Here is a 21,745-nt window from a genome sequence, read left to right as displayed (position 1 = left end):
CCGTCGCCTCAGCCGAACGCTCCGTGCCGGCGCAGCCAGGCCATCGGGTCGACCGCCGACCCGTAGGCGGGCGTCGACCGTACCTCGAAGTGCAGATGCGGTCCGGTGACGTTGCCGGTGGCACCGGACCGCCCGATGCGCTCGCCGGCGCCGACGGTGGCGCCCACCGGCACCCGGATCTGCGAGAGATGCGCGTACTGCGTGTACGACCCGCTGTGGTGCCGGACGACGACCTCGTACCCGTACGCGCCGCCCCAGCCCGCCTTCACCACGGTCCCGCCGCGGGCGGCGCGGACGGCGGTGCCGACCGGTACGGCGAAGTCCTGCCCGGTGTGCCCGTTGGCCCAGTGGCCGCCACCGGCCCCGTACCCGGCGGTGAGGGTGCCGCCGCGCACCGGCCGCACGGCGTCGCCGGACGCCGCGCGCACGGAGGGCCGGGCGGCGGAGCGCGAGGCGTGCCGCTGCGGTGTCGCGGCCTTACCGCTGAGCTTCAGTTTCGTACCGACCTTGATCAGGTCAGGATCGCCGCCGACCGCCGAGCGGTTGCTCGCGTACAGCTTCGCCCAGCCCCCCTTGACCCCCTGCTTCGCGGCGATCCCGGAGAGGCTGTCACCGGGGGCGACGGTGTACGTCCCGCCGTCCGCGGCGGAGGCGACGGACGCGCCGACGACCGGCAGCGCGAGGGTCGCGGCCGCGGTCGAGGCGCGGGTGAGTAATCGGCCCGCACCTCTGCGGCAACGGGGTGCTCGGTGACGGCCGGTCGGGGAGAACATCATCACGGGGGCGTCCTTCCGGTGGGCATCCGGGATCCGAACGCGAGAACGGTAGGGAGCCCCCGTCCATGAACACAAGCACCACGGGCGAATCGGTCAGCGGCTGTCCCGATAGGCCCGTTACGCGCCCGGGTTCCGGCCCTTCGCAGTCGCGGTCACGTTCCCTTTCCGTCACTCGGGCGCACCATGGCCCGTCTCGAACGGACCGGTGTCGCCGCTGCGGGCCTGGCACTCGGCGGTACGCCGCTGCTGCCTTCTGCGTATGACATCGCGGCGGACGATGCCATACGCCAGGCGCTCGACCGACAGACCCGATTTCTCGGCCTCGGCGCACAGCCCGGCCAGTTCTTCCTCAGTGAGATCCACCGTGATCGCAGGCATGACCGCAGGCTAGGACGTCCATCGGTGGGCTCGCCGCCTCGGTGACCACCACGGGTGACTGGGCGCACCCGCGTTCGCCCCCTCGGCCCTGCCGACCGGCTCACCGCACCGGATGCCCCGCCCCCCGCAGCGTCTCCTTGACCTCGCCGATCCGCAGATCCCCGAAGTGGAAGACGGACGCGGCCAGCACCGCGTCGGCGCCTGCCTCGACGGCGGGCGGGAAGTCCGCCAGGCGGCCCGCGCCGCCGCTGGCGATGACCGGGACCGTGACGTGCTTGCGGACGGCGGCGATCATCTCGGTGTCGTAGCCGTCCTTGGTGCCGTCGGCGTCCATGGAGTTCAGGAGGATCTCGCCGGCGCCGAGCTCCGCGGCGCGGTGGGCCCATTCGACGGCGTCGATGCCGGTGCCGCGGCGGCCGCCGTGCGTGGTGACCTCGAAGGAGCCGGTCTCGGTGCGGCGGGCGTCCACGGACAGGACCAGGACCTGGCTGCCGAAGCGTTCGGCGATCTCGCGGATCAGGTCGGGGCGGGCGATGGCGGCGGTGTTGACACCGACCTTGTCCGCGCCGGCGCGCAGGAGTTTGTCGACGTCCTCGGGGGTACGGACGCCGCCGCCGACGGTGAGGGGGATGAAGACCTGTTCGGCGGTGCGGCGGACCACGTCGTAGGTGGTCTCGCGGTTGCCGGAGGAGGCCGTGATGTCGAGGAAGGTCAGCTCGTCGGCGCCCTCCTGGCCGTAGACCTTGGCCATCTCGACGGGGTCGCCGGCGTCGCGGAGGTTCTGGAAGTTGACGCCCTTGACGACCCGGCCGTTGTCGACGTCCAGGCAGGGGATGACTCGGACCGCCAGGGTCATGTGCTCGTGGCCTCTCTGCATGCTTCGAGTTCGACTTCGACCAGTACGCGCGAGTCGGCGAAGCCGGAGACCACGACCAGGGTCGTGGCGGGCCGTACGGCGTCGAAGAGTTCCTTGTGGGCGCGGGCCGCCTCGTCCACGTCCCGCGCGTGGGTCAGGTACATCCGGGTGCGGACGACCGAACCGGCCCCGAGCCCGAACGGCTCCAGGGCCTCCAGCGCGCTGGTGAAGGCGACCTTCGTCTGCTCGTACGGGTCGCCCTCCCCGTACAGCACGCCGTCGACCAGTGGCATCGTGCCGGCGACCAGGACGCGGTCGCCGGCCGCCACGGCGCGCGCGAAGCCGATGATCTCTTCCCAGGAACTGTCGGTCTGCGCGCGCTCGATGGTCATGACGAAACGGCCTCCAATGCCTCTTCCAGGGTGAACGCCTTGGCGTAGAGCGCCTTGCCGACGATGGCGCCTTCGACGCCTTCCGGTACCAGGGTGGCGATCGCGCGCAGGTCGTCAAGGGAGGAGACGCCGCCGGACGCGACGACGGGCTTGTCGGTCGCGGCGCAGACGTTCCGCAGCAGCTCCAGGTTGGGGCCCTGGAGCGTGCCGTCCTTGTTGATGTCGGTGACGACGTAGCGGGCACAGCCCTCGGAGTCCAGGCGGGCCAGCGTCTCGTAGAGGTCGCCGCCGTCGCGGGTCCAGCCGCGGCCGCGCAGGGTGGTGCCGCGGACGTCCAGGCCGACCGCGATCTTGTCGCCGTGCTCGGCGATGACCTTGGCGACCCACTCGGGGGTCTCCAGCGCGGCCGTACCGAGGTTGACGCGCTTGCAGCCGGTGGCGAGCGCGGCCTCCAGGGAGGCGTCGTCGCGGATGCCGCCGGAGAGTTCGACCTTGATGTCCATGCTCTGGGCGACCTCGGCGATCCGCGCGCGGTTGTCGCCGGTGCCGAACGCCGCGTCGAGGTCGACCAGGTGCAGCCACTCGGCGCCGGAGCGCTGCCAGGCCAGCGCGGCCTGGAGCGGGTCGCCGTAGGACGTCTCGGAGCCGGACTCGCCGTGCACGAGGCGGACCGCCTGGCCGTCGCGGACGTCGACGGCGGGGAGGAGTTCGAGCTTGCTCATCGCGGAGGGTCCTAGAGGGTCTTGGTCCAGTTGGACAGCAGCTGGGCGCCGGCGTCGCCGGACTTCTCGGGGTGGAACTGCGTGGCCCACAGGGGGCCGTTCTCGACGGCGGCCACGAACGGCTCGCCGTGTGTGGCCCAGGTGACCTGGGGCGCGCGCATGTTGGGGTTGCCGACTTCCAGTTCCCAGTCGCTCACGGCGTAGGAGTGCACGAAGTAGTAGCGGGCGTCGGCGGGCAGGCCCTCGAAGAGCCGCGTGCCCTCGGGTGCCTGGACGGTGTTCCAGCCCATGTGCGGCACGACGTCGGCCTTGAGCGGGCCGACCGTGCCGGGCCACTCGTCCAGGCCCTCGGTCTCCACGCCGTGCTCGATGCCGCGGGAGAAGAGGATCTGCATACCGACGCAGATGCCCATGACCGGGCGCCCGCCGGACAGGCGGCGGCCGATGACCCAGTCGCCGCGGGCCTCGCGCAGGCCCTTCATGCAGGCGGCGAAGGCGCCGACGCCGGGGACGAGCAGGCCGTCGGCGTTCATCGCCTTGTCGTAGTCACCGGTGATCTCCACGTCGGCGCCGACGTGGGCGAGGGCGCGCTCGGCGGAGCGGACGTTGCCGAAGCCGTAGTCGAAGACCACGACCTTCTTCGCGGGTGCGGTACTCAATTCCACACATCCAGACGGAGAACGCCGGCGACCAGGCACATGGCCGAGCCGATGCCCAGCAGGACGAGCACGCTCTTGCCCATCCCCTGCTTCCAGAAGGAGTAGAGCCCGCCGAGCAGGAAGAGGCCGAGGACGATGAAGACGGTGGACAGGCCGTTCACAGCGCTCCCTTGGTGGACGGGAGGATGCCGGCGGCGCGCGGGTCGCGCTCGCTGGCGTAGCGCAGCGCGCGGGCCAGCGCCTTGAACTGGCACTCCACGATGTGGTGGGCGTTGCGCCCGTACGGGACGTGGACGTGCAGGGCGATCTGCGCCTGCGCGACGAAGGACTCCAGGATGTGCCGGGTCATCGTCGTGTCGTACGTGCCGATCATCGGCGCGATGTTCTCCGGCTCGGTGTGCACCAGGTAGGGGCGGCCGGAGAGATCGACGGTCACCTGGGCCAGCGACTCGTCCAGCGGGACGGTGCAGTTGCCGAAGCGGTAGATGCCGACCTTGTCGCCGAGGGCCTGCTTGAAGGCGGCGCCCAGCGCGAGGGCGGTGTCCTCGATGGTGTGGTGGGTGTCGATGTGCAGGTCGCCGTCGGTCTTGACCTTGAGGTCGAACAGGCCGTGCCGGCCGAGCTGGTCGAGCATGTGGTCGTAGAAGCCGACGCCTGTCGACACCTCGACCTGCCCGGTGCCGTCGAGATCGATCTCGACCAGCACCGAGGTCTCCTTCGTGGTGCGCTCCACGCGCCCAACGCGGTTCATCGGTTCTCCTTCAGTACTGCACGGACCGCGTCGAGGAACGCGTCGTTCTCGGCGGGAGTTCCCGCGGTGACCCGCAGCCAGCCCGGCACGCCGTTGTCCCGGACCAGGACGCCGTGGTCGAGGAGCGCCTGCCAGAAGGCGTGCTGGTCCTCGAACGAGCCGAACTGGACGAAGTTGGCGTCGGAGTCGACCACCTCGCAGCCGGCCGCGCGCAGCTCGTCCACCAGCCGGTCGCGCTCGGTCTTGAGCTGGTCGACGTACTTGAGGAGCGTGTCGGTGTGCTCCAGGGCGGCGAGCGCGGTGGCCTGGGTGACGGACGAGAGGTGGTACGGCAGGCGGACGAGCTGGACGGCGTCGACCACGGCCGGATCGGCGGCCAGGTAGCCGAGGCGCAGCCCGGCGGCACCGAACGCCTTGGACATGGTGCGCGAGACGACCAGGTTGGGGCGGCCCTCGATCAGCGGGAGCAGCGAGGGGCGGTGGCTGAACTCGCCGTACGCCTCGTCCACGACGACCAGTGCGCCGCCGGTGTCCGCGCGGGCGGCCTGCGCGGCCTCGTACAGCGCGAGGACCGTTTCGGCGGCGACGGCGGTGCCGGTGGGGTTGTTGGGCGAGCAGACGAAGACCACGTCGGGCCGCTGCTCGCCGATGGCCGCCACGGCCGCCTCGACGTCGATGGTGAAGTCGTCGTTGCGCGGGCCGGAGATCCAGCCGGTGCCGGTGCCGCGCGAGATCAGGCCGTGCATGGAGTACGACGGCTCGAAGCCGATGGCGGTGCGGCCCGGTCCGCCGAAGGTCTGGAGCAGCTGCTGGATGACCTCGTTGGAGCCGTTGGCGGCCCAGACGTGGGCCGCGGTGACCTCGTGGCCGCCGGTGCGCGTCAGGTAGGCGGCCAGTTCGGTGCGCAGCTCCACCGCGTCCCGGTCGGGGTAGCGGTTCAGCTCGCGGGCGGCCTCGGTGACCCGCTCGGCGATCCGCCGTACCAGCGGCTCGGGCAGCGGGTACGGGTTCTCGTTGGTGTTCAGGCGTACGGGGACGTCCAGCTGGGGCGCGCCGTACGGGGACTTGCCGCGCAGCTCGTCCCGGATGGGGAGGTCGTCGATCTTCGTCACGTGCTCGCTCACTTGCCCTGCGGGACCTTCCAGTCGAACCTGGCCTTCAGCGCGGCGCCGTGGGCCGGGAGGTCCTCGGCCTCGGCGAGGGTCACCACGTGGTGGGCGACCTCGGCCAGCGCGTCGCGGCTGTAGTCCACGACGTGGATGCCGCGCAGGAACGACTGGACGGACAGGCCCGAGGAGTGGCAGGCGCAGCCGCCGGTGGGCAGGACGTGGTTGGAGCCGGCGCAGTAGTCGCCGAGCGAGACGGGCGCGTACGGACCGACGAAGACCGCACCGGCGTTGCGGACCCGGGCGGCGACGGCGGAGGCGTCGGCGGTCTGGATCTCCAGGTGTTCGGCGCCGTACGCGTCGACGACCTTCAGGCCCTCGTCCACGCCGTCCACCAGCACGATCGCGGACTGCCGGCCGGCCAGCGCGGTGCTGATCCGCTCGGTGTGCTTCGTCGCGGCCACCTGGGTCTTCAGCTCGGTCTCGACGGCGGCGGCCAGTTCGGCCGAGTCGGTGACCAGGACGGCGGCGGCCAGCGTGTCGTGCTCGGCCTGGCTGATCAGGTCGGCGGCGACGTGCGCGGCGTCGGCGGTGGCGTCCGCGAGGACCGCGATCTCGGTGGGCCCGGCCTCGGCGTCGATGCCGATCCGGCCCTTGAGCAGGCGCTTGGCGGCGGCGACGTAGATGTTGCCGGGGCCGGTGACCAGGTTGACCGGGCGGCACTCCTCGGTGCCGTACGCGAACATGGCGATCGCCTGGGCGCCGCCGGCCGCGTACACCTCGTCCACGCCGAGCAGGGCGCAGGCGGCGAGGATGGTCGGGTGCGGCAGGCCGCCGAACTCCGCCTGCGGCGGGGAGGTGACGGCGACGCCTTCGACGCCCGCCTCCTGGGCCGGAACCACGTTCATGACCACGGAGGACGGGTAAACCGCCAGGCCACCGGGTACATACAGGCCGACGCGCTCGACCGGGACCCAGCGCTCGGTGACCGTGCCGCCGGGGACGACCTTGGTGGTGACGTCCGTGCGGCGCTGTTCGCGGTGGACGATCCGGGCGCGCCGGATCGACTCCTCCAGGGCGGCCCGGACGGCCGGGTCCAGCTCCGCGAGCGCCCGCTGAAGCGCTTCCACGGGCACGCGTACGCGCTCGATGGCCACCCCGTCGAACCGATGGGCGTACTCGATCAGCGCGGCCGTCCCACGATGGCGCACGTCCTCGCAGATGGGCCGCACCTTCTCCAGGGCGGCTTCCACGTCGAACTCGGCACGGGGCAGCAGGTCGCGCAGGGCGCCGCCCTCGGGGAGGGCGTCACCGCGCAGATCGATTCGGGAGATCACCCCTCCAGTGTCTCAGACCCGTTCCCGCGCCCGAGCGCCCGTATCAGTCGGTGATACACAGCACCGGGCCCGCACGGGGCCCGTCGGGCCGCGAGCCTCGGCGCGCCGCCGGACCGTCTCGAACCATTCCTCACTTTACGTGTTCACACGGTCACGCAGCGGGCATGTGGTTCGTACGGGCGTGCGGAGTGACGGGGAGGACGCACGGGGGGGGGCGGACACGGCACGCGGCAGCGGACGGGCGGCGCGCAGAAACGGTTGGACGCGCGCCCCGCACACGCGGGACCGTACGGACCCGCTCGGGGGAGCGGGGAAAGGGGGAAGGCACGGTGACCACGCCGGAAGAGGGCGACGCACCCGCGGCGCTGATGCTGAACCCTGCCGAGTGGAGCCTGTGGCAGGCATTCCGCAACGGCAGCACCTGCGACCTTCGCACCGGCGACCCCGCCAGGGACGACCCGCACGGGCAGTTCCGGTGGGGCCCGGAGCGGCGGGTGCGCGCCCGGATCGTCGCGCTCCTGCTGCTGGAAGGGCCGCCCGCACAGCCCGGACGGGTCTCCGCGCTGAAACTGGCAGGTGCGTACATCACCGACACTCTCGACCTTGCGGGCGGCACGATCAAGCCATTCGTGGAGCTGCGCGACTGCCGCTTCCAGAACGAGGTCGTGCTGCCCGAGAGCCGCTTCACCACCCTGCGGATGGTCGGCTGCGCGATTCCCCGGGTCGAGGCGGCCCGGCTGCACACCGAAGGCGACCTGCACCTGCCGCGCTGCGTCGTCCGCTCCGGCATCCGCCTGACGGACGCGCACATCGGTACGGACCTGCTGCTCAACCAGACGGTGGTGCACAAGGACCGGCAGGGCCGCTCGGTGATGGCGGACGGACTCACCGTCGCCCAGGACCTCCAGGCCGAGATGATGGAGTCCTACGGCGAGCTGTCGCTGCGCGGCGCGACCATCGGCGTGTCGCTGAGCCTGCGCGGCAGCCGGCTGAGCAACCCGTACGGGCGGCGCGCCCTGAACGCCCCCCAGATGACGGTCGAGCGCACCCTGTACCTGACCGGCGCCGGCCTGGCCAGCTCGCCGTTCTCCAGCACCACCGCCACACCCCCGTACGGCATCGCCCACACCCCCACCCGCGGCACCCGTATGCAGCGCTTCGAGTGCGAGGGCGGGATGCGGCTGGACGACGGCCGCTTCGGCGACGCCGTCGACTTCGAACAGGCCCGCTTCATCATGGAGGCCGACCAGGAACTGTCGCTGCGCCGCATCCAGACGCCGGAGCTGCGCTTCCTGGGCGAGCGGCCGCAGCGCGGACGGGTCATCCTCTCCGGCGCGCGGGTCGTCAACCTGGTCGACAAGGCGGCGAGCTGGCCCGGGCTCGGCGGCCTGTGGATGGCGGGCTTCAACTACGAGACGCTCATCCCGCGCGGCCACTTCCCGCTGTCCCGGCGGCTGGAGTGGGTGGCCGCCGCCACGCCGGAGTACGCGCCGGAGCCGTACGAGATGCTGGCCACCGCGCTGCGCAGCGGCGGCGAGGACTCCGACGCGCGCGAGGTGCTGCTCGCCAAGCAGCGGCGGCGGCGCGAGACGCTGCCGATGGCCGCCAAGCTGTGGGGCTTCCTCCAGGACTGGACGGTGGCGTACGGCTACCGGCCCGGGCGGGCCGCGGTGTGGATGGCGATCCTGTGGGCCCTCGGCACGGTGTACTTCGCCCAGTCCCCGCCCCCGGCCCTCAAGCCCGGCGAGGCGCCGCCCTGGAATCCGTACCTCTACTCCCTCGACCTGCTGCTGCCGGTGATCGATCTCTACCAGGGCTCGTCGTGGAAACCGGACGGCGGCTCCCAGTGGGTCGCCGCGGTGATGATCCTGGCCGGGTGGGTCCTGGCGACGACGGTCGCGGCGGGCGCGTCGCGGCTGCTGCGACGGCAGTAGCCGGGGGTGCCGCGGCGGGCGGGTCACCGCTGCCACGGCAGCCACGTCACTGCCGCTGGGGCGGGCGCGTCAGGCCTGCGGCGGGCGGGCGCGGGAGCGCGTGGGGGCGCGCGGGACGGGCCGGGCTCCGGAACCCGCGCGAGGCCGGTCCGGGGCCGTACGCCGCCGGAAGAGGGGCCACTCCGCCCTTCCCCGCGCGTCCCGGATCGCGGGCCGCGAACCACTCCCGTCTCCACAGGCTCTAGGCTTACGGGCTGTGACCTCCGTGCGCCTACCGCTCTTCCCGCTGAACTCGGTGTTGTTCCCGGGACTCGTCCTCCCGCTCAACGTCTTCGAGGCGCGGTACCGGGCGATGATGCGCGACCTCCTCGCCCTGCCCGAAGACGAACGCCGTTTCGGCGTCGTCGCGATCCGCGACGGCCGCGAAGTGGCACCCTCCGCCCCCGGTCTGCCGGACAGCACCGCGCTGCCCGCCGACGGTCCCGGCGCCGGCTTCGGCCCCGACCCGATCAGCGCCTTCCACACCGTGGGATGCGTGGCCGACGCGGCCACCATCCGCGAGAAGAGCGGCGCCCCCGGCTCGGCCCTCGCCTCCGACGAGGGCGCCGAGGCCACCGCCGACCCGGCGCTCTCCCCCGGCTCCGGGCCCGACGCCTCCGGATACGAGGTGCTGGCCACCGGCACCACCCGTTTCAGGCTGCTGTCGGTGGACGCCTCGGGCCCGTATCTGATGGGCGAGGTGGAGGAGCTGGCGGAGACCGAGGGCGAGGGCGCCGGCGCGCTGGCCTCCGGTGTCGTACGGGCCTTCCGCACCTACCAGAAGCGGCTGGCCTGGGCGAACGAGCGCACCCTCGCCGGCAGTCAGGACCTGCCCGGCGAGCCGTCGGTGCTGTCGTACCTGGTGGCGGCCGCCGCCGTGCTCGACATCCCGGCCAAGCAGCGGCTCCTGGAGGCGCCGGACGTCGCGGCCCGGCTCACGCAGGAGCTGAAACTCCTTCGCCAGGAGACCGCGGTGATCGGTAAGCTCCCGTCGCTGCCCGCGGTGGACCTGACCCGCCACCCGACCAGCCCCAACTGAGCGCGCGGGCACCGCCCCGCAGCCGTACCCGTACCCCTACCGACGACTTACGAGCGAGCCGAGGCGCGACGATCATGTCCAAGAAGCCGAAGCGGACCAAGCAGCCGAAGAACGGGAAGCAGCCGGCCGGCGCCGGCGGCACCCCGGCGACGGTCGTTCTCACCGAGGCGGGCGTCGACTTCACCCTCCACGCGTACGAGCACGACCCGGCCGCCGCCTCGTACGGCGAGGAGGCCGCCGAAGCCCTCGGGGTCTCCCCCGACCAGGTCTTCAAGACGCTCCTCGCCGAGGTGGACGGCGCGCTGACCGTCGCCGTCGTACCGGTCTCCGGCTCCCTCGACCTCAAGGCCCTGGCCGCCGCGGCCGGCGGCAAGCGCGCCACGATGGCCGACCCCGCCGCCGCGGAACGCAGCACCGGCTACGTACGCGGCGGCATCTCCCCGCTCGGCCAGCGCAAGCGCCTGCGGACGGTGCTCGACGCGTCGGCGGCCGCGCACGGGACGGTGTGCGTGTCGGCCGGCCGCCGCGGCCTGGAGGTCGAGCTGGCCCCCGCCGATCTCCAGAAGCTCACGGAGGCGACGCTCGCGGAGATCGCGCGCGGCTGAGGGCGCAGGGCGCGGCGCCGGCCGGTAGGCGTGCGCCGCGAGCCGGGGCGCCTGGACGCCGGATGCCTCGATGCCAGGGAGCCTGGATGTCGGGGCACCTGGGGTTGTCGGGGCGCTTGGGGATGCCGGGGCGCTTGGGGATGCCGGGGCGCTTGGGCGTGCCAGGGCGTCTGGGAGTGCCCCGCGCGCCGTACCCCGTACCGCGCGCGGCCGGATGCACCCCGTACGCCCCGCCCGTCACGACGCCGGGTCTGGACGCCTGCTCCGTCCTCCGCTACGACCCGTGGAGGAGGTACGCCCATGTCGAAGAAGACCCGTAAGCGGAAGTGGCGCATCAAGAAGGGCAAGGCCAACCACGGGCGCCGACCCGCCTGAAAAAGCGGACGGAGCCGCGCGGAGCGACCCCGTCAGCCGTCAGCTGTCCGAAGGCGGCGGGGTCTGCGGGCTCTGCTGCCCTCCGGGGTACCACTCCGGCTGCGGCGGCTCCGGGTCGCGGGGGCCGAAGAGTCCGGTCAGCAGCAGATGCGCGATCATGGCACCGGCCGGCCAGGCGATCAGCGCGCCCTTGGCCTGGAGGCGCAGCGGCGCGTCGAACGGGACGCCCTTGCCGGCCTCCTTCGCGAGCTCCGCCAGGTCCGACGTCGGGCCCAGCCAGATGCCGAACCGCCAGGCCACCACGGAGCCGAGCAGTCCGCCCACCACCAGCGCCACCACCAGCGGGATGCCCCCGCCCCGGCGGAAGAGGAACGCGCCCGCCGCGCACACCACGCCGAAGCCGAGGGCCAGCAGGATGAACGTACCGTCCCCGCCGATGGCCTCCTCGCCCTCGATGTTCTTGAGGTAGACGTTGCCGCTGCCGTCCGCGATCAGCGGGACGTGCGGCGCCAGCCACGCCCACAGGGCGCCCAGCAGTACGCCGAACACCGTCACCACGAGCGCGATCAGCGCGGCCTCCAGCAGTTCACGGCGGAACTCGGCCCGGTCCTGCACGGCGGACCCCCCGGAGGTCGGATGGTCGGACGTCGCCCCGGACGCACTGGCCCAGGGGTTGTACGTCTGCTCGGTCGCCCGGTTGTCGTGCGGCTGGTTCTCGTGCGGCTGCGGCGTCTGCGGTGCGGTCACCCTGTCATCGTGCCAGGTGGTTGCGGTGCCGCTGTCGGCAGGACGGCTGCGCGGCCGGTTCCGGCCGGTCTGCCCGGCACCGTCGGCGGGGCCGCCGGAGGCCCCGCGCCCCGCCGGGCCGTCCGCCGGATCCGTCACCGTACGGCCGCCCGGCGGTACGCCCACGTCGCCACAGCCAGCGACAGCACACCGACCGCCGCACAGACCCCCAGGTCCACGAGGACCGCCAGCCAGTCGGGACGGGCGTCGAACCCGCGCGCCAGGGCCTCGACCCCGTACGTCGACGGCAGCAGGTCCCGTGCGTACGAGATCGGCACGGGCAGCCGGGCGGCCGGCAGCACGCCCAGCAGCAGGGCTGCCGACATGCCCAACTGACCGCAGAGTGTGGCCAGTTCCGGTCGCGGCGCGAGCAGGCCCAGCGCCGCGCCGAGCCCGGCGAGGGCCGCGCCGGCCAGCGGGATCACCGCGATCAGCACCCAGAGGTTCGTCATCGGCAGCTGGAACAGCAGACAGCCGGTCACGGCCGTGACCACGGTCCCCGGCGCGGTGAACGAGGCGTACGCGGCGGCCGCGCCGAGCACCACGGCGGCGGGCGGCACCGGCAGCGTGGCGTAGTGGTCGAGCCCGCCGCTGGCGCGCAGCTGCCCGAAGTACTGGGCCAGCAGGTTGAGCGCCACGAACGCCACGACCAGCACGCTGGAGCCGGCGACGACGGCCCGCGCGGCGTCGCCGCCGTCGACCACACCGCGCATCAGGACCATGATCCCGACGGACTGGAAGGTGGCCACGAACAGCAGCGGGATCCGCGCGACCCGGGCCCGGGACAGCTGGGCCCGGTACACGGCGGCGAGCGCGGGCAGCAGCCGGGCGGCGGGCGCCAGGGGCGCGGCGGACGGGGTGCCCGGGTCCGCAGCGCTCGCCGGCCCGGCGACAGGCCCGGAAGCGCTCTCCGGACCGGCCGCGGCCGGTGCCGCCGTCCGTGCCCGTGTCTCCGTCTCCGCCGTCGCCTCCGCCTGCTCCGCCGCCTTCGCCTGCGCCTCCGCGGGAACCACGCTCACGCCTTCACCAAGCCTTCCTCCGTACGGCCCCCCAGCGCGAGATACACATCTTCCAGGCTCGGCGTCGCGAGCGTGAAGTCGTCCAGCGCGGCGAAGGCCGGGCCGGCCGTCACGGCGGCCACCGCCTCCCGCGCCCGGTCCGGGGCCAGTCTCAGGGTCCAGCGCCGTCCGTTGGTCCGCGCGGCCTCGCCCAGGGCGGCCACCTCGGGCACGTCCAGCGGCGCCCGCTCCCGCCACACCAGCTCCAGCCGGACCTCTTCGCCCACCAGGTCCTTCAGCCCGCCGGGCGTGTCGCAGGCGATGACCTTGCCCCGGTCGATCACCGCGACCCGGTCCAGGACGCTCTCCGCCTCGATGACGTTGTGGGTGACGAGCAGCACGGTGGCGCCGCGTTCCGCCCGGCGCCGGTCCACGGCGGCCCAGACGGCACGGCGCGCCACCGGGTCCATGCCGGTGGTCGGCTCGTCCAGGACCAGCAGCGGCCGCTCGCCGACCAGGACGGCGGCGAAGCACGCGAGGCGGCGCTGGCCCCCGGAGAGCCGCTTGAGCGGGCGCCCGGCGATGTCGCCGAGCCCCAGTTCCTCCACGACGGCGTCGCGCTCGGCGCGGGCCTCCCGGGCCGGCAGGCCGCGCAGCCGGCCGGTGGTCTCCACGGCGAGGGCGACCGTCATCTCGTCCAGGGCGCTGGACTCCTGGCCCAGGTAGCCGAGCAGACGGGCGGCGCGCTCCGGGTGGCGGACGAGGTCGTGGCCCAGCACGGTGACACTGCCGGAGTCGGGGCGCAGCAGCCCGGTGAGCTGCCGGACCAGCGTCGATTTGCCGGCTCCGTTCGGCCCGAGCAGCCCGAAGATCTCCCCCTGGCGCACGTCCAGGCTGATCCCGTCACTGGCCCGTACGGCCGGCGCCCCCGCCGCTCCCCGCCGCCCGCGTACCGCGGGGTACGTCTTGACCAGGTCGCGCACGGCACACACCGGCTCGCCGCACTCCACCCGCTTCGCACCCATCCTCACGAGCAACGAGCGTACGCGCTGCCGGGGCCGCGGCTGTCCGCACCCCCTGCGCGCGGCGGCCGCACCGCCCCGGCCGGCCCGGCGGTCAGGGGCGCACCGCCGCCCGCCGGGCGGTGGCCGCCGTGCCTGTCGCGAGGGCTCGGGCGCCGCCATCGGGTGAAGCGCCCACCCGGGTGACCGGCGTCCGCCCCCCCGGCCGGGACCGGGCGACGCGCGGGGACTCCGTACCCGGCCCGTACCCGGGACGACCCCTCCGGTGCCCCTACTCCCCCGCCGACACGTGCGACGCCGCCGTCCGAAGGTCGACTTCGCGCCAGAATCCGGCGCGAATCGCATAGCGGTCGTGTTCGTCGATCTGGTCGTCCTTGTGGGCGAGCAGGCCGAAGCGGGCGGCATAGCGGAGAAGTTCGCCGTCGATGCGGTGCGGGATGCGGGGGTACTCCGTGGAGATCTGCTGGAGGTGGGCCGTGTCGGAGAGCCGTTCCGTCCAGCGGCGGGCGAAGACCTGGCCTACTTCGAAGGGGTCGCCGCTGACAGCCGTGATGTCCTCCTCCCGGTCGGCCCAGCGCTGCTCGGCGCTGGTGAGCTGGGCGAGGGTCGGGAGCGAGGCGGTTTCGGGCGGTTCTCCCACCGGGCCGCCGCGCTCGACCCAGCCCTTGTCCGAGGACCAGCGCAGCGTCGCGCTCGGCACGGGCGCCGGGGCCGCGGCGGACCCGCCCGGTCCGGCGCCGGGACCGCGGTTGAGGTCGGCGAGGTCCTTCGGGGTGGGGACCGGGGTGCCCCTGCCGCCCGCCGCGCCGCCGTCACCGTCCCGTTCGGCGGCGGTCCCCGGCCGGTCGCAGGGGCCCGTGGGGCCGGTCCGCTCCGCGGGCGCGGGTGCCGGGCGCGCCGTTCCGTTCGCGCCGTTGCGCTCCCGGGCGGCGGCCCGCTCGGCGTCGTGCGCGGCGGAGGCCGCGGCCGCGGCGGCCGCGACGGCGGACTCGGGCAGCGGCGCCGAGAGGATGGCGGCGATCTCGGGCCGCGGTACGGGCGGCGGCGCGCAGGGGCCGCCGAGCTCCTTCAGCCGTACGGCGCGGGTGATCCACGCGCGGTCGAGCACCCGCCGCTCGTCCGCCTCGGCGACGAGGTCCTCCGACTGGTTGTAGTCACCGTCGGCGGCCTGCACCGCCCACAGGTGCACGGCGACGCCGTGCTCCTTGGCCGACATCAGGCCGGGCAGCAGGTCGCCGTCACCGGTGACCAGGACGATGTCGGAGCAGGCGCGGTTACGGGCCAGTTCGGTCAACTCCGCGTGCATCGCGGCGTCGACCCCCTTCTGTGCCCAGCGGCCGTCGCTGCGGGTCAGCGCGCCGAGCCGGACGGTGACCCGGGGCATGACGCGCAGCCGCCGGTGCTCGGGCTGCGGCACGCGGTCGGGCGCGCCGTCGAACCAGTAGATGCGCAGCAGCGGCCGCTCGGTGTCGGCTTCGGCGCGCTGGCGCAGGCCCTGGATGAGGGCGGCGTGATCTACGGTGATCCGGGACCGGGTGGGTTCTCCGGCGAGCAGGCTCGCGGCGGCGCCCAGCAAGTATCCGGCGTCCACCAGGACGACGCAGCGATCCACGTTCCACCCTCTTCCCTGAGGTGCTGAAGTCGGACGCCCCCCGGCTCGGCCTGTGGCACGAGGTTTCCTCCCGCTTTACCTTCGAGTCTGCCCGACCGTACGGGGGTTAACTGCCGGAACTCGATCATCGGCGTGGCGGATTCGGCATCCAGGGCGAACACCGCACACGACACGGCGCATTACGCACGGTAATTGCCCGAAATGCGCGCATCAACGGCCCGTGTAAGCCTGGTCACGGCCCCGATCCCAGGATCCCCCTCAGGAGGCACGGTCATGGCCAAGAACAAGAATCGCGACCGTAATCAGCAGCAGAAGGGCGCTCAGTCCGCCGAGCGCGGCCAGGAGGACGCCCAGCAGTCGGCGATGGAGGCGCAGGCGGCGTCCCAGGCCGTGGCGGCGACCCCGCGCGACGTCGCCCGTAAGCACCAGCGCCGCTTTGGTCACAACTGACCTTCGCCGTACAGCAGTAGAGGGGCGCACCCGTGTGGGGTGCGCCCCTCTTGCGCGCTGTGCGCCGTCTGCGCTCCGGCGGCCTTCCGGATTCAGTCCGTGAAGCCGTGCCGTTCGTGGGCCGCCGCGAAGTAGCGGGGCTGCGTCAGGTCGGACGCCTTGGCCCGGGGTGCCGGCCGGCCGCCGCTGACGATGTCGTAGGCGGCCTGGACGTGCCGTACCCGGTCGGTCATGCCCAAGCCCGGGAAGTAGGCGGCCAGGCCGCGGCGGGCCTGTAGGGGCGAGAGGTGAGCGTCCCTGAGAAGAAAAACGGCCTTGCTGATCACTGCTGCGTTCATCGACGAAACCATCCCTCACGCGAAAGTTCGTTCCTGCTGGGAACGCTACTCGCGTAGATGTCCGGTTTACTCCATGACTTCGCACCGGTTGGGTAAATGAGTTTCGCGGTTGTACAAAGCCGGACACTCGCGAAAGCGCGGTGCCCGGAGCCGGAGCCCCGGGCACCGCGCACGGCTCAGCCCGCCAGGCAGGACGGTCCCAGCAGCACCTTCAGGTCCCCGAAGAGCGACGGGTCCGGTGTCACCCGGTGCCGGTCCAGCCGGAGCACCGTCGTCTTGCGCGTCCCCTGGAGCTTGATCCGCACCTCGGTCGATCCGCGGTGGCTGGTGAGGACCTCACCCAGCTTCTCGACCAGCGGCGGAGTGACCTTGACCGTGGGAATCGTGATCGTCACGGGGGCGTTGGCGCCGGCCTCCGAGAGGTCGGGGACCATCATCTCCATGGCGACCAGCCGCGGGATGTCCTCGCGCTTGTCCAGGCGCCCCTTGACGAAGACGACGGTGTCCTCGACGAGTTGGGTGGAGACCAGCTGGTAGGTGGCCGGGAAGAACATGCACTCGATGGAACCGGCCAGGTCCTCGACGGTGGCGATGGCCCAGGCGTTGCCCTGCTTGGTCATCTTGCGCTGGAGGCCGGAGATGATGCCGCCGATGGTGACGATCGAGCCGTCCGAATAGTCACCGCCGGTCAGCTGGGAGATCGCCGCGTCCGCCTTGTCGGACAGCACGTGCTCCAGGCCGAACAGGGGGTGGTCGGAGACGTACAGCCCGAGCATCTCGCGCTCCTGGGCGAGCAGGTACGTCTTGTCCCACTCGATGTCCGAGAACTCGATGTCCAGGCCGAAGCCGGGGCCGTCGTCGGCGGTGTCGTCGCCCATCCCGCCGAAGAGGTCGAACTGTCCCTCGGCCTCCTTGCGCTTGACCTGCACCACGTTGTCGATCATGGGTTCGTAGTGCGCGGTCAGGCCCTTGCGGGTGTGCCCCATCTCGTCGAAGGCGCCCGCCTTGATCAGGGACTCGGTGGTGCGCTTGTTGCACACGACCGCCTCGACCTTGTCGAGGTAGTCGGGGAAGGAGGTGTACTTCCCCTTGGCCTTGCGGCAGCGGATGATCGAGTCCACCACGTTCTGGCCGACGTTGCGGACGGCGGTCAGGCCGAAGAGGATCACGTCGTCGCCCTGGGCGGCGAAGTTCGCCAGCGACTCGTTGACGTTCGGCGGGAGCACCTTGATGCCCATGCGGCGGCACTCGTTGAGGTAGACCGCCGACTTGTCCTTGTCGTCGCGCACCGAGGTGAGCAGCGCGGACATGTACTCCGCCGGGTAGTTCGCCTTGAGGTAGGCGGTCCAGTACGTGACGAGCCCGTAGGCGGAGGAGTGCGCCTTGTTGAAGGCGTAGCCGGCGAAGGGGACCAGCACGTCCCACAGGGCCTGGATCGCCTCGTCGCTGAATCCGTTCTTCCGGGCACCGGCCTGGAAGAGGACGAAGTTCTTCTCCAGCTCCTCGGGCTTCTTCTTGCCCATCACGCGGCGCAGGACGTCGGCCTCGCCGAGGGAGTACCCGGCGACGATCTGGGCGGCCTTCTGGACCTGCTCCTGGTAGACGATCAGGCCGTAGGTCAGGCCCAGGACCTCCTTGAGCGGCTCCTCCAGCTCCTTGTGGATCGGCGTGATCTCCTGGCGGCCGTTCTTGCGCTCCGCGTAGTTGATGTGCGAGTTCATGCCCATCGGGCCCGGACGGTACAGGGCCGACACGGCGGAAATGTCCTCGAAGTTGTCGGGCTGCATCTGGCGCAGCAGCGAACGCATCGGGCCGCCGTCGAACTGGAAGACGCCGAGGGTGTCACCGCGGCAGAGCAGCTCATAGGTCTTGGGGTCGTCCAGCGGGAGCTCCAGGAGCTCCAGCTTCTTGCCCTTGTTCGCCTCCACCATCTTGACGGCGTCGTCCATGATGGTGAGGTTGCGCAGGCCCAGGAAGTCCATCTTCAGCAGGCCGAGCGACTCGCACTGCGGGTAGTCCCACTGTGTGATGGTCACGCCGTCGGTGTGCCGGGTCCAGAGCGGGGCGTGGTCGACGATCGGCTCGCTGGACATGATCACGCCGGCCGCGTGCACGCCCATCTGCCGGACCAGGCCCTCCACGCCCTTGGCGGTGTCGATGACCTTCTTCACGTCCGGCTCGTTCTCGTACATCCCCCGGATCTCGCCGGCCTCGCTGTAACGCGGGTGGGTGGGGTCGGTGATGCCGGAGAGGTCGATGCCCTTGCCGAGGACGTCGGCGGGCATGGCCTTGGTGAGGCGGTCACCCATGGCGTACGGGTAGCCCAGCACACGGGCCGAGTCCTTGATCGCGTTCTTGGCCTTGATCTTGCCGTACGTACCGATCATGGCGACCTTGTCGGCGCCGTACTTCTCCGTGACGTACCGGATCACCTCGACGCGCCGGCGCTCGTCGAAGTCGATGTCGACATCGGGCATGGAGACGCGCTCGGGGTTGAGGAACCGCTCGAAGATCAGTCCATGGGTGATCGGGTCGAGGTCGGTGATGCCCATGGCGTACGCGACGATCGAGCCGGCCGCGGAGCCTCGGCCCGGGCCCACCGCGATGCCGTTGTTCTTCGCCCACATGATGAAGTCCGCGACCACGAGGAAGTACCCCGGGAACCCCATCTGCAGGATGATGTCCATCTCGTAGTCGGCCTGCCGCTGCCGGTCCTCGGGGACCCCGTCGGGGTAACGGCGGGCCATGCCGCGCCGCACTTCCTCCTTGAACCAGGTGACCTCGGTGTAGCCCTCCGGGATGTCGAACTTCGGCATCAGGTCGCGCTTCTCGAACATGCCGGTGGTGTCGATCTGCTCGGCGACCAGGAGGGTGTTGCGGCAGCCCTCCTGCCAGGCGTCCGAGGAGTCGATGGCGTACATCTCGTCCGTGGACTTCAGGTAGTAGCCGGTGCCGTCGAACCGGAAGCGGTCGGGGTCCGAGAGGTTCTTGCCGGTCTGGATGCACAGCAGCGCGTCGTGGGCGGTCGCCTCGTGCGCGTAGGTGTAGTGCGAGTCGTTGGTGACCAGCGGCGGGATGCCGAGCTTCTTGCCGATCTCCAGCAGGCCGTCGCGGACCCGGCGCTCGATCTCGATGCCGTGGTCCATCAGCTCCAGGAAGTAGCGGTCCTTCCCGAAGATGTCCTGGTACTCCGAGGCGGCCTTCAGGGCCTCGTCGAACTGGCCGAGGCGCAGCCGGGTCTGCAGCTCACCGGAGGGGCAGCCGGTGGAGGCGATCAGGCCCTCGGACCACTGGGAGATCGTCTCCTTGTCCATCCGGGGCCACTTCTGGAGCCAGCCTTCCTTGTACGCGTCGGAGGAGAGCTTGAAGAGGTTGTGCAGCCCGGTGCTGTTCGACGCCCAGATCGTCTTGTGGGTGTAACCACCGGAACCGGAGACGTCGTCGCGCTTCTGGTGCGGCTGGCCCCACTGGATCTTGCGCTTGGTGCGCCGCGACTCGGGCGCCACGTACGCCTCGATACCGATGATCGGCGTGACGCCGGCCTTCTGGGCGGAGTGGAAGAAGTCGTAGGCGCCGTGGAGGTTGCCGTGGTCGGACATGGCGATGTGGGTCATCCCCATCTCCTTGCACGCCTCGAACATGTCCTTCAGCCGCGCGGCGCCGTCCAGCAGCGAGTACTGGGTGTGCACGTGCAGGTGCGTGAAGGGCGGCTTGGCCACGGCGGAAGACCTCCGGAGACTGGGTGCTGCGGGCACGCCGGCGCCTCGGCCGAGGGGGCCGGGCCGCGGCGGCGGGAACGGGGACGGTTTTGAAGTCTACGACCCTCCGCCGACAACCCGACGGGGGCGGCGGCCCGGCCGGGGCCGGGCGACGGGCGGAGAGCGGACCCCGGCGCGCAGCGCCTCCGCGAGGGGCGGCGGGCGGGCTGCGGCGCGCAGCGCCTCCATGAGGGGCGGTGGTCGGGCGACGGGCGGGCGGGCACTCGTGAGTAGCCTCGGCCGTTGGAAGAGGCGGCACAACCGTCTGCAGCACCTGCCTCAGGAGGCACCCGCGATGTCGTCCCAGCTCGTCCCGGCGCCGGACGCCGCTCAGCGCGGCGAGGAGATCCTCGCCGTCTTCGACACCGCCTTCGGCCAGCTGCTCGCCGCCGACCCGGCGGCCTTCCGCGTCAAATTCCGGAAGATGGCCGCCTCCGCCTTCGCCTTCTACCGGGGCACGGCCTGCCTCTTCTACCACGACCTCCACACCCGGGACGGCGGCCCGGGCAGCGGTCCGTACGAGGACGAACGCACGGGCCAGGTGTGGATCCACGGCGATCTGCACGCCGAGAACTTCGGCACGTACATGGACGCCACCGGCCGGCTGATCTTCAACGTCAACGACTTCGACGAGGCGTACGTCGGCCCCTTCACCTGGGACCTCAAGCGCTTCGCCGCCTCCGTCGCCCTGATCGGCTACGCCAAGGCGCTGAGCGACGAGCAGATCAGCGAGCTGGTGGGGATCTACGCCACCGCCTACCGCGAGCGCATCCACGCCCTGGCCACCGGTGCCAAGGACGACGACGCGCCGCCGTTCACCCTGGACACGGCCGAGGGGCCGCTGCTGGGCGCGCTGCGGGTGGCCCGTTCGCTGACCCGCTTCGGCCTGCTGGACTCGATGACGGAGATCCGCGACTTCGAGCGCCGCTTCACCGCGGGCGGCGGCACGGTCGAGCTGGACGCCGCGACCCGCTACAAGGTCCTGGCGGCCTTCGACGGCTATCTGGAGACGCTGCCCGAGTCCAGCCTGACCCGCCCGGACTCCTACCGCGTCAAGGACGTGGTGGGCCGCCGCGGCATCGGCATCGGGTCGGCGGGCCTGCCCTCGTACAACATCCTGCTGGAGGGCAACAGCGACGCCCTGGAGAACGACGTCGTGATCTACATGAAGCAGGCGCAGACCCCGGCGGTCTCCCGGCACATCACCGACCCGCGGGTGCGCGGCTACTTCCAGCACGAGGGGCACCGCACGGTGATCTCGCAGCGGGCCCTCCAGGACCACGCCGACCCGTGGCTGGGCTGGACCGAGCTGGACGGCGCCGGCCAGCTGGTGGCCGAGATCTCCCCGTACGCGGTCGATCTGGACTGGTCGGACATCGACGACCTGGCGGAGATCGCGGCGGTCGTCGCGGACCTGGGCCGGGCGACCGCGGCGATGCACGCCGCGGCGGACGACGAGAGCGGCCACTCCCTGGTGCCGTTCTCCACCGAGCGCGCCATCGACGCGGCCATCGCCGCCGACGAGGACGGTTTCGGCCGGCTGCTGGTGGACTTCGCGCACGCGTACGGCGCCCGGGCCCGCGCCGATCACCAGACGTTCGTGGATCTCTTCCGCAACGGCCGCATACCCGGCCTGTGAGCCGCGCCACCGGGTGAGGGGGCGCACAGGCGACGAGTTCACGCCTCTTAGAGCTCCTAACGCAATGTGGGACGCAGGCGTCGCCAGCAGATGAGTGAGCAGGCGAGTTTCAGGAATGCTTCGTGGATGTCGTCGCGGGTTTCCCAGCGGATGCGCAGGCGGCTGAACCAGTG

The 21,745-nt window shown here is 72.0% G+C and carries 22 protein-coding genes and 1 pseudogene; 6 read left to right on the top strand and 17 right to left on the bottom strand.

Translation table 11 applies throughout. The features are described 5' to 3' along the window. Positions 1-8: 8 nt before the first annotated feature. From JXZ78_RS32525 to hisD, 10 genes are all read right to left on the bottom strand, one after another. The gene (locus JXZ78_RS32525) at positions 9-776 is read right to left on the bottom strand and encodes a M23 family metallopeptidase (RefSeq protein ID WP_208870164.1); all 768 of its coding nucleotides are present in this window, start codon (positions 774-776) and stop codon (positions 9-11) included. Between the two features lie 168 nt (positions 777-944). Beyond that, positions 945-1,154, bottom strand: a complete 210-nt coding sequence (locus JXZ78_RS32520; RefSeq protein ID WP_033038183.1) for a hypothetical protein — start codon at positions 1,152-1,154, stop codon at positions 945-947. 100 nt (positions 1,155-1,254) lie between these two features. Further along, on the bottom strand, positions 1,255-2,010 hold the full coding sequence (hisF, locus tag JXZ78_RS32515) for an imidazole glycerol phosphate synthase subunit HisF (protein WP_030020922.1): 756 nt from the start codon (positions 2,008-2,010) through the stop codon (positions 1,255-1,257). Next, positions 2,007-2,402, bottom strand: a complete 396-nt coding sequence (locus tag JXZ78_RS32510; RefSeq protein ID WP_030020921.1) for a RidA family protein — start codon at positions 2,400-2,402, stop codon at positions 2,007-2,009. Before JXZ78_RS32510 ends, hisF begins: the two co-directional genes overlap by 4 nt. Further along, entirely contained in the window at positions 2,399-3,124 is a 726-nt protein-coding gene (gene priA / locus JXZ78_RS32505; RefSeq protein ID WP_030020920.1) for a bifunctional 1-(5-phosphoribosyl)-5-((5-phosphoribosylamino)methylideneamino)imidazole-4-carboxamide isomerase/phosphoribosylanthranilate isomerase PriA, read from the bottom strand. The genes JXZ78_RS32510 and priA overlap by 4 nt, the downstream gene beginning before the upstream one ends. 11 nt (positions 3,125-3,135) lie before the next feature. Beyond that, positions 3,136-3,789: an imidazole glycerol phosphate synthase subunit HisH gene (hisH, locus tag JXZ78_RS32500; protein ID WP_030020919.1), complete on the bottom strand. Its 654-nt coding sequence runs from the start codon at positions 3,787-3,789 to the stop codon at positions 3,136-3,138. Continuing rightward, positions 3,780-3,944, bottom strand: a complete 165-nt coding sequence (locus JXZ78_RS32495) for a CG2302 family histidine operon protein (RefSeq protein WP_030020918.1) — start codon at positions 3,942-3,944, stop codon at positions 3,780-3,782. Before JXZ78_RS32495 ends, hisH begins: the two co-directional genes overlap by 10 nt. After that, complete coding sequence (hisB, locus tag JXZ78_RS32490; protein ID WP_030020917.1) at positions 3,941-4,534, bottom strand: imidazoleglycerol-phosphate dehydratase HisB; 594 nt, start codon at positions 4,532-4,534, stop codon at positions 3,941-3,943. The genes JXZ78_RS32495 and hisB overlap by 4 nt, the downstream gene beginning before the upstream one ends. Further along, on the bottom strand, positions 4,531-5,646 hold the full coding sequence (locus JXZ78_RS32485; RefSeq protein ID WP_030020916.1) for a histidinol-phosphate transaminase: 1,116 nt from the start codon (positions 5,644-5,646) through the stop codon (positions 4,531-4,533). Before JXZ78_RS32485 ends, hisB begins: the two co-directional genes overlap by 4 nt. Positions 5,647-5,654: 8 nt before the next feature. Further along, the gene (gene hisD, locus JXZ78_RS32480; RefSeq protein WP_030020915.1) at positions 5,655-6,977 is read right to left on the bottom strand and encodes a histidinol dehydrogenase; all 1,323 of its coding nucleotides are present in this window, start codon (positions 6,975-6,977) and stop codon (positions 5,655-5,657) included. A gap of 329 nt (positions 6,978-7,306) precedes the next feature. On the opposite strand from hisD, the gene JXZ78_RS32475 reads away from it, so the two are divergent. The 4 genes from JXZ78_RS32475 to JXZ78_RS41325 all read left to right on the top strand — a co-directional run bounded on the left by JXZ78_RS32475 (position 7,307) and on the right by JXZ78_RS41325 (position 10,969). Then, positions 7,307-8,911 carry a hypothetical protein gene (locus JXZ78_RS32475; protein ID WP_030020914.1) on the top strand — a complete coding sequence of 535 codons (1,605 nt, stop codon included), beginning with the start codon at positions 7,307-7,309 and terminating at the stop codon, positions 8,909-8,911. Positions 8,912-9,167: 256 nt separating this feature from the next. Then, the gene (locus JXZ78_RS32470) at positions 9,168-9,989 is read left to right on the top strand and encodes an LON peptidase substrate-binding domain-containing protein (protein WP_030020913.1); all 822 of its coding nucleotides are present in this window, start codon (positions 9,168-9,170) and stop codon (positions 9,987-9,989) included. 74 nt (positions 9,990-10,063) lie between these two features. Then, on the top strand, positions 10,064-10,594 hold the full coding sequence (gene ybaK / locus JXZ78_RS32465) for a Cys-tRNA(Pro) deacylase (protein ID WP_030020912.1): 531 nt from the start codon (positions 10,064-10,066) through the stop codon (positions 10,592-10,594). 300 nt (positions 10,595-10,894) lie between these two features. After that, positions 10,895-10,969, top strand: a complete 75-nt coding sequence (locus tag JXZ78_RS41325) for a hypothetical protein (protein WP_465270599.1) — start codon at positions 10,895-10,897, stop codon at positions 10,967-10,969. A 39-nt stretch (positions 10,970-11,008) separates the two neighbouring features. Here JXZ78_RS41325 and JXZ78_RS32460 read toward each other — a convergent pair whose 3' ends face one another. From JXZ78_RS32460 to JXZ78_RS32445, 4 genes are all read right to left on the bottom strand, one after another. Beyond that, positions 11,009-11,716, bottom strand: a complete 708-nt coding sequence (locus JXZ78_RS32460) for a hypothetical protein (RefSeq protein WP_033038200.1) — start codon at positions 11,714-11,716, stop codon at positions 11,009-11,011. Positions 11,717-11,850: 134 nt separating this feature from the next. Further along, the gene (locus tag JXZ78_RS32455) at positions 11,851-12,597 is read right to left on the bottom strand and encodes an ABC transporter permease (RefSeq protein ID WP_050502602.1); all 747 of its coding nucleotides are present in this window, start codon (positions 12,595-12,597) and stop codon (positions 11,851-11,853) included. Positions 12,598-12,770: 173 nt separating this feature from the next. Further along, positions 12,771-13,778, bottom strand: coding sequence for an ABC transporter ATP-binding protein (locus JXZ78_RS32450; protein ID WP_238783520.1), 1,008 nt, complete (start codon positions 13,776-13,778; stop codon positions 12,771-12,773). A 268-nt stretch (positions 13,779-14,046) separates the two neighbouring features. After that, positions 14,047-15,387 (bottom strand): NYN domain-containing protein, encoded by a 1,341-nt coding sequence (locus JXZ78_RS32445; RefSeq protein WP_030020906.1) that lies wholly within the window; start codon positions 15,385-15,387, stop codon positions 14,047-14,049. Between the two features lie 273 nt (positions 15,388-15,660). Between JXZ78_RS32445 and JXZ78_RS32440 the strand changes: the two genes are divergently transcribed. After that, positions 15,661-15,837, top strand: a complete 177-nt coding sequence (locus tag JXZ78_RS32440; RefSeq protein WP_167745434.1) for a hypothetical protein — start codon at positions 15,661-15,663, stop codon at positions 15,835-15,837. 92 nt (positions 15,838-15,929) lie between these two features. Here the strand turns inward: JXZ78_RS32440 and JXZ78_RS32435 are convergent, their stop codons facing one another. Further along, positions 15,930-16,175: a hypothetical protein gene (locus JXZ78_RS32435; protein WP_157851616.1), complete on the bottom strand. Its 246-nt coding sequence runs from the start codon at positions 16,173-16,175 to the stop codon at positions 15,930-15,932. Between the two features lie 176 nt (positions 16,176-16,351). Continuing rightward, entirely contained in the window at positions 16,352-19,894 is a 3,543-nt protein-coding gene (gene dnaE, locus JXZ78_RS32430) for a DNA polymerase III subunit alpha (protein WP_030020904.1), read from the bottom strand. Positions 19,895-20,228: 334 nt separating this feature from the next. Here dnaE and JXZ78_RS32425 point away from each other — a divergent pair, with 334 nt between their 5' ends. Beyond that, on the top strand, positions 20,229-21,572 hold the full coding sequence (locus JXZ78_RS32425; protein WP_030020903.1) for a DUF2252 domain-containing protein: 1,344 nt from the start codon (positions 20,229-20,231) through the stop codon (positions 21,570-21,572). A 56-nt stretch (positions 21,573-21,628) separates the two neighbouring features. On the opposite strand, the pseudogene JXZ78_RS32420 reads toward JXZ78_RS32425, so the two are convergent. After that, positions 21,629-21,745: pseudogene (locus JXZ78_RS32420) on the bottom strand (IS5/IS1182 family transposase); the annotation flags it as partial.

The organism is Streptomyces monomycini, from assembly GCF_022271435.1.
GTDB classification, from domain to species: Bacteria; Actinomycetota; Actinomycetes; order Streptomycetales; family Streptomycetaceae; genus Streptomyces; species Streptomyces monomycini.
Note: the sequence above shows the minus strand (reverse complement) of the source record. Positions and strands in the feature narration are given on the sequence as shown.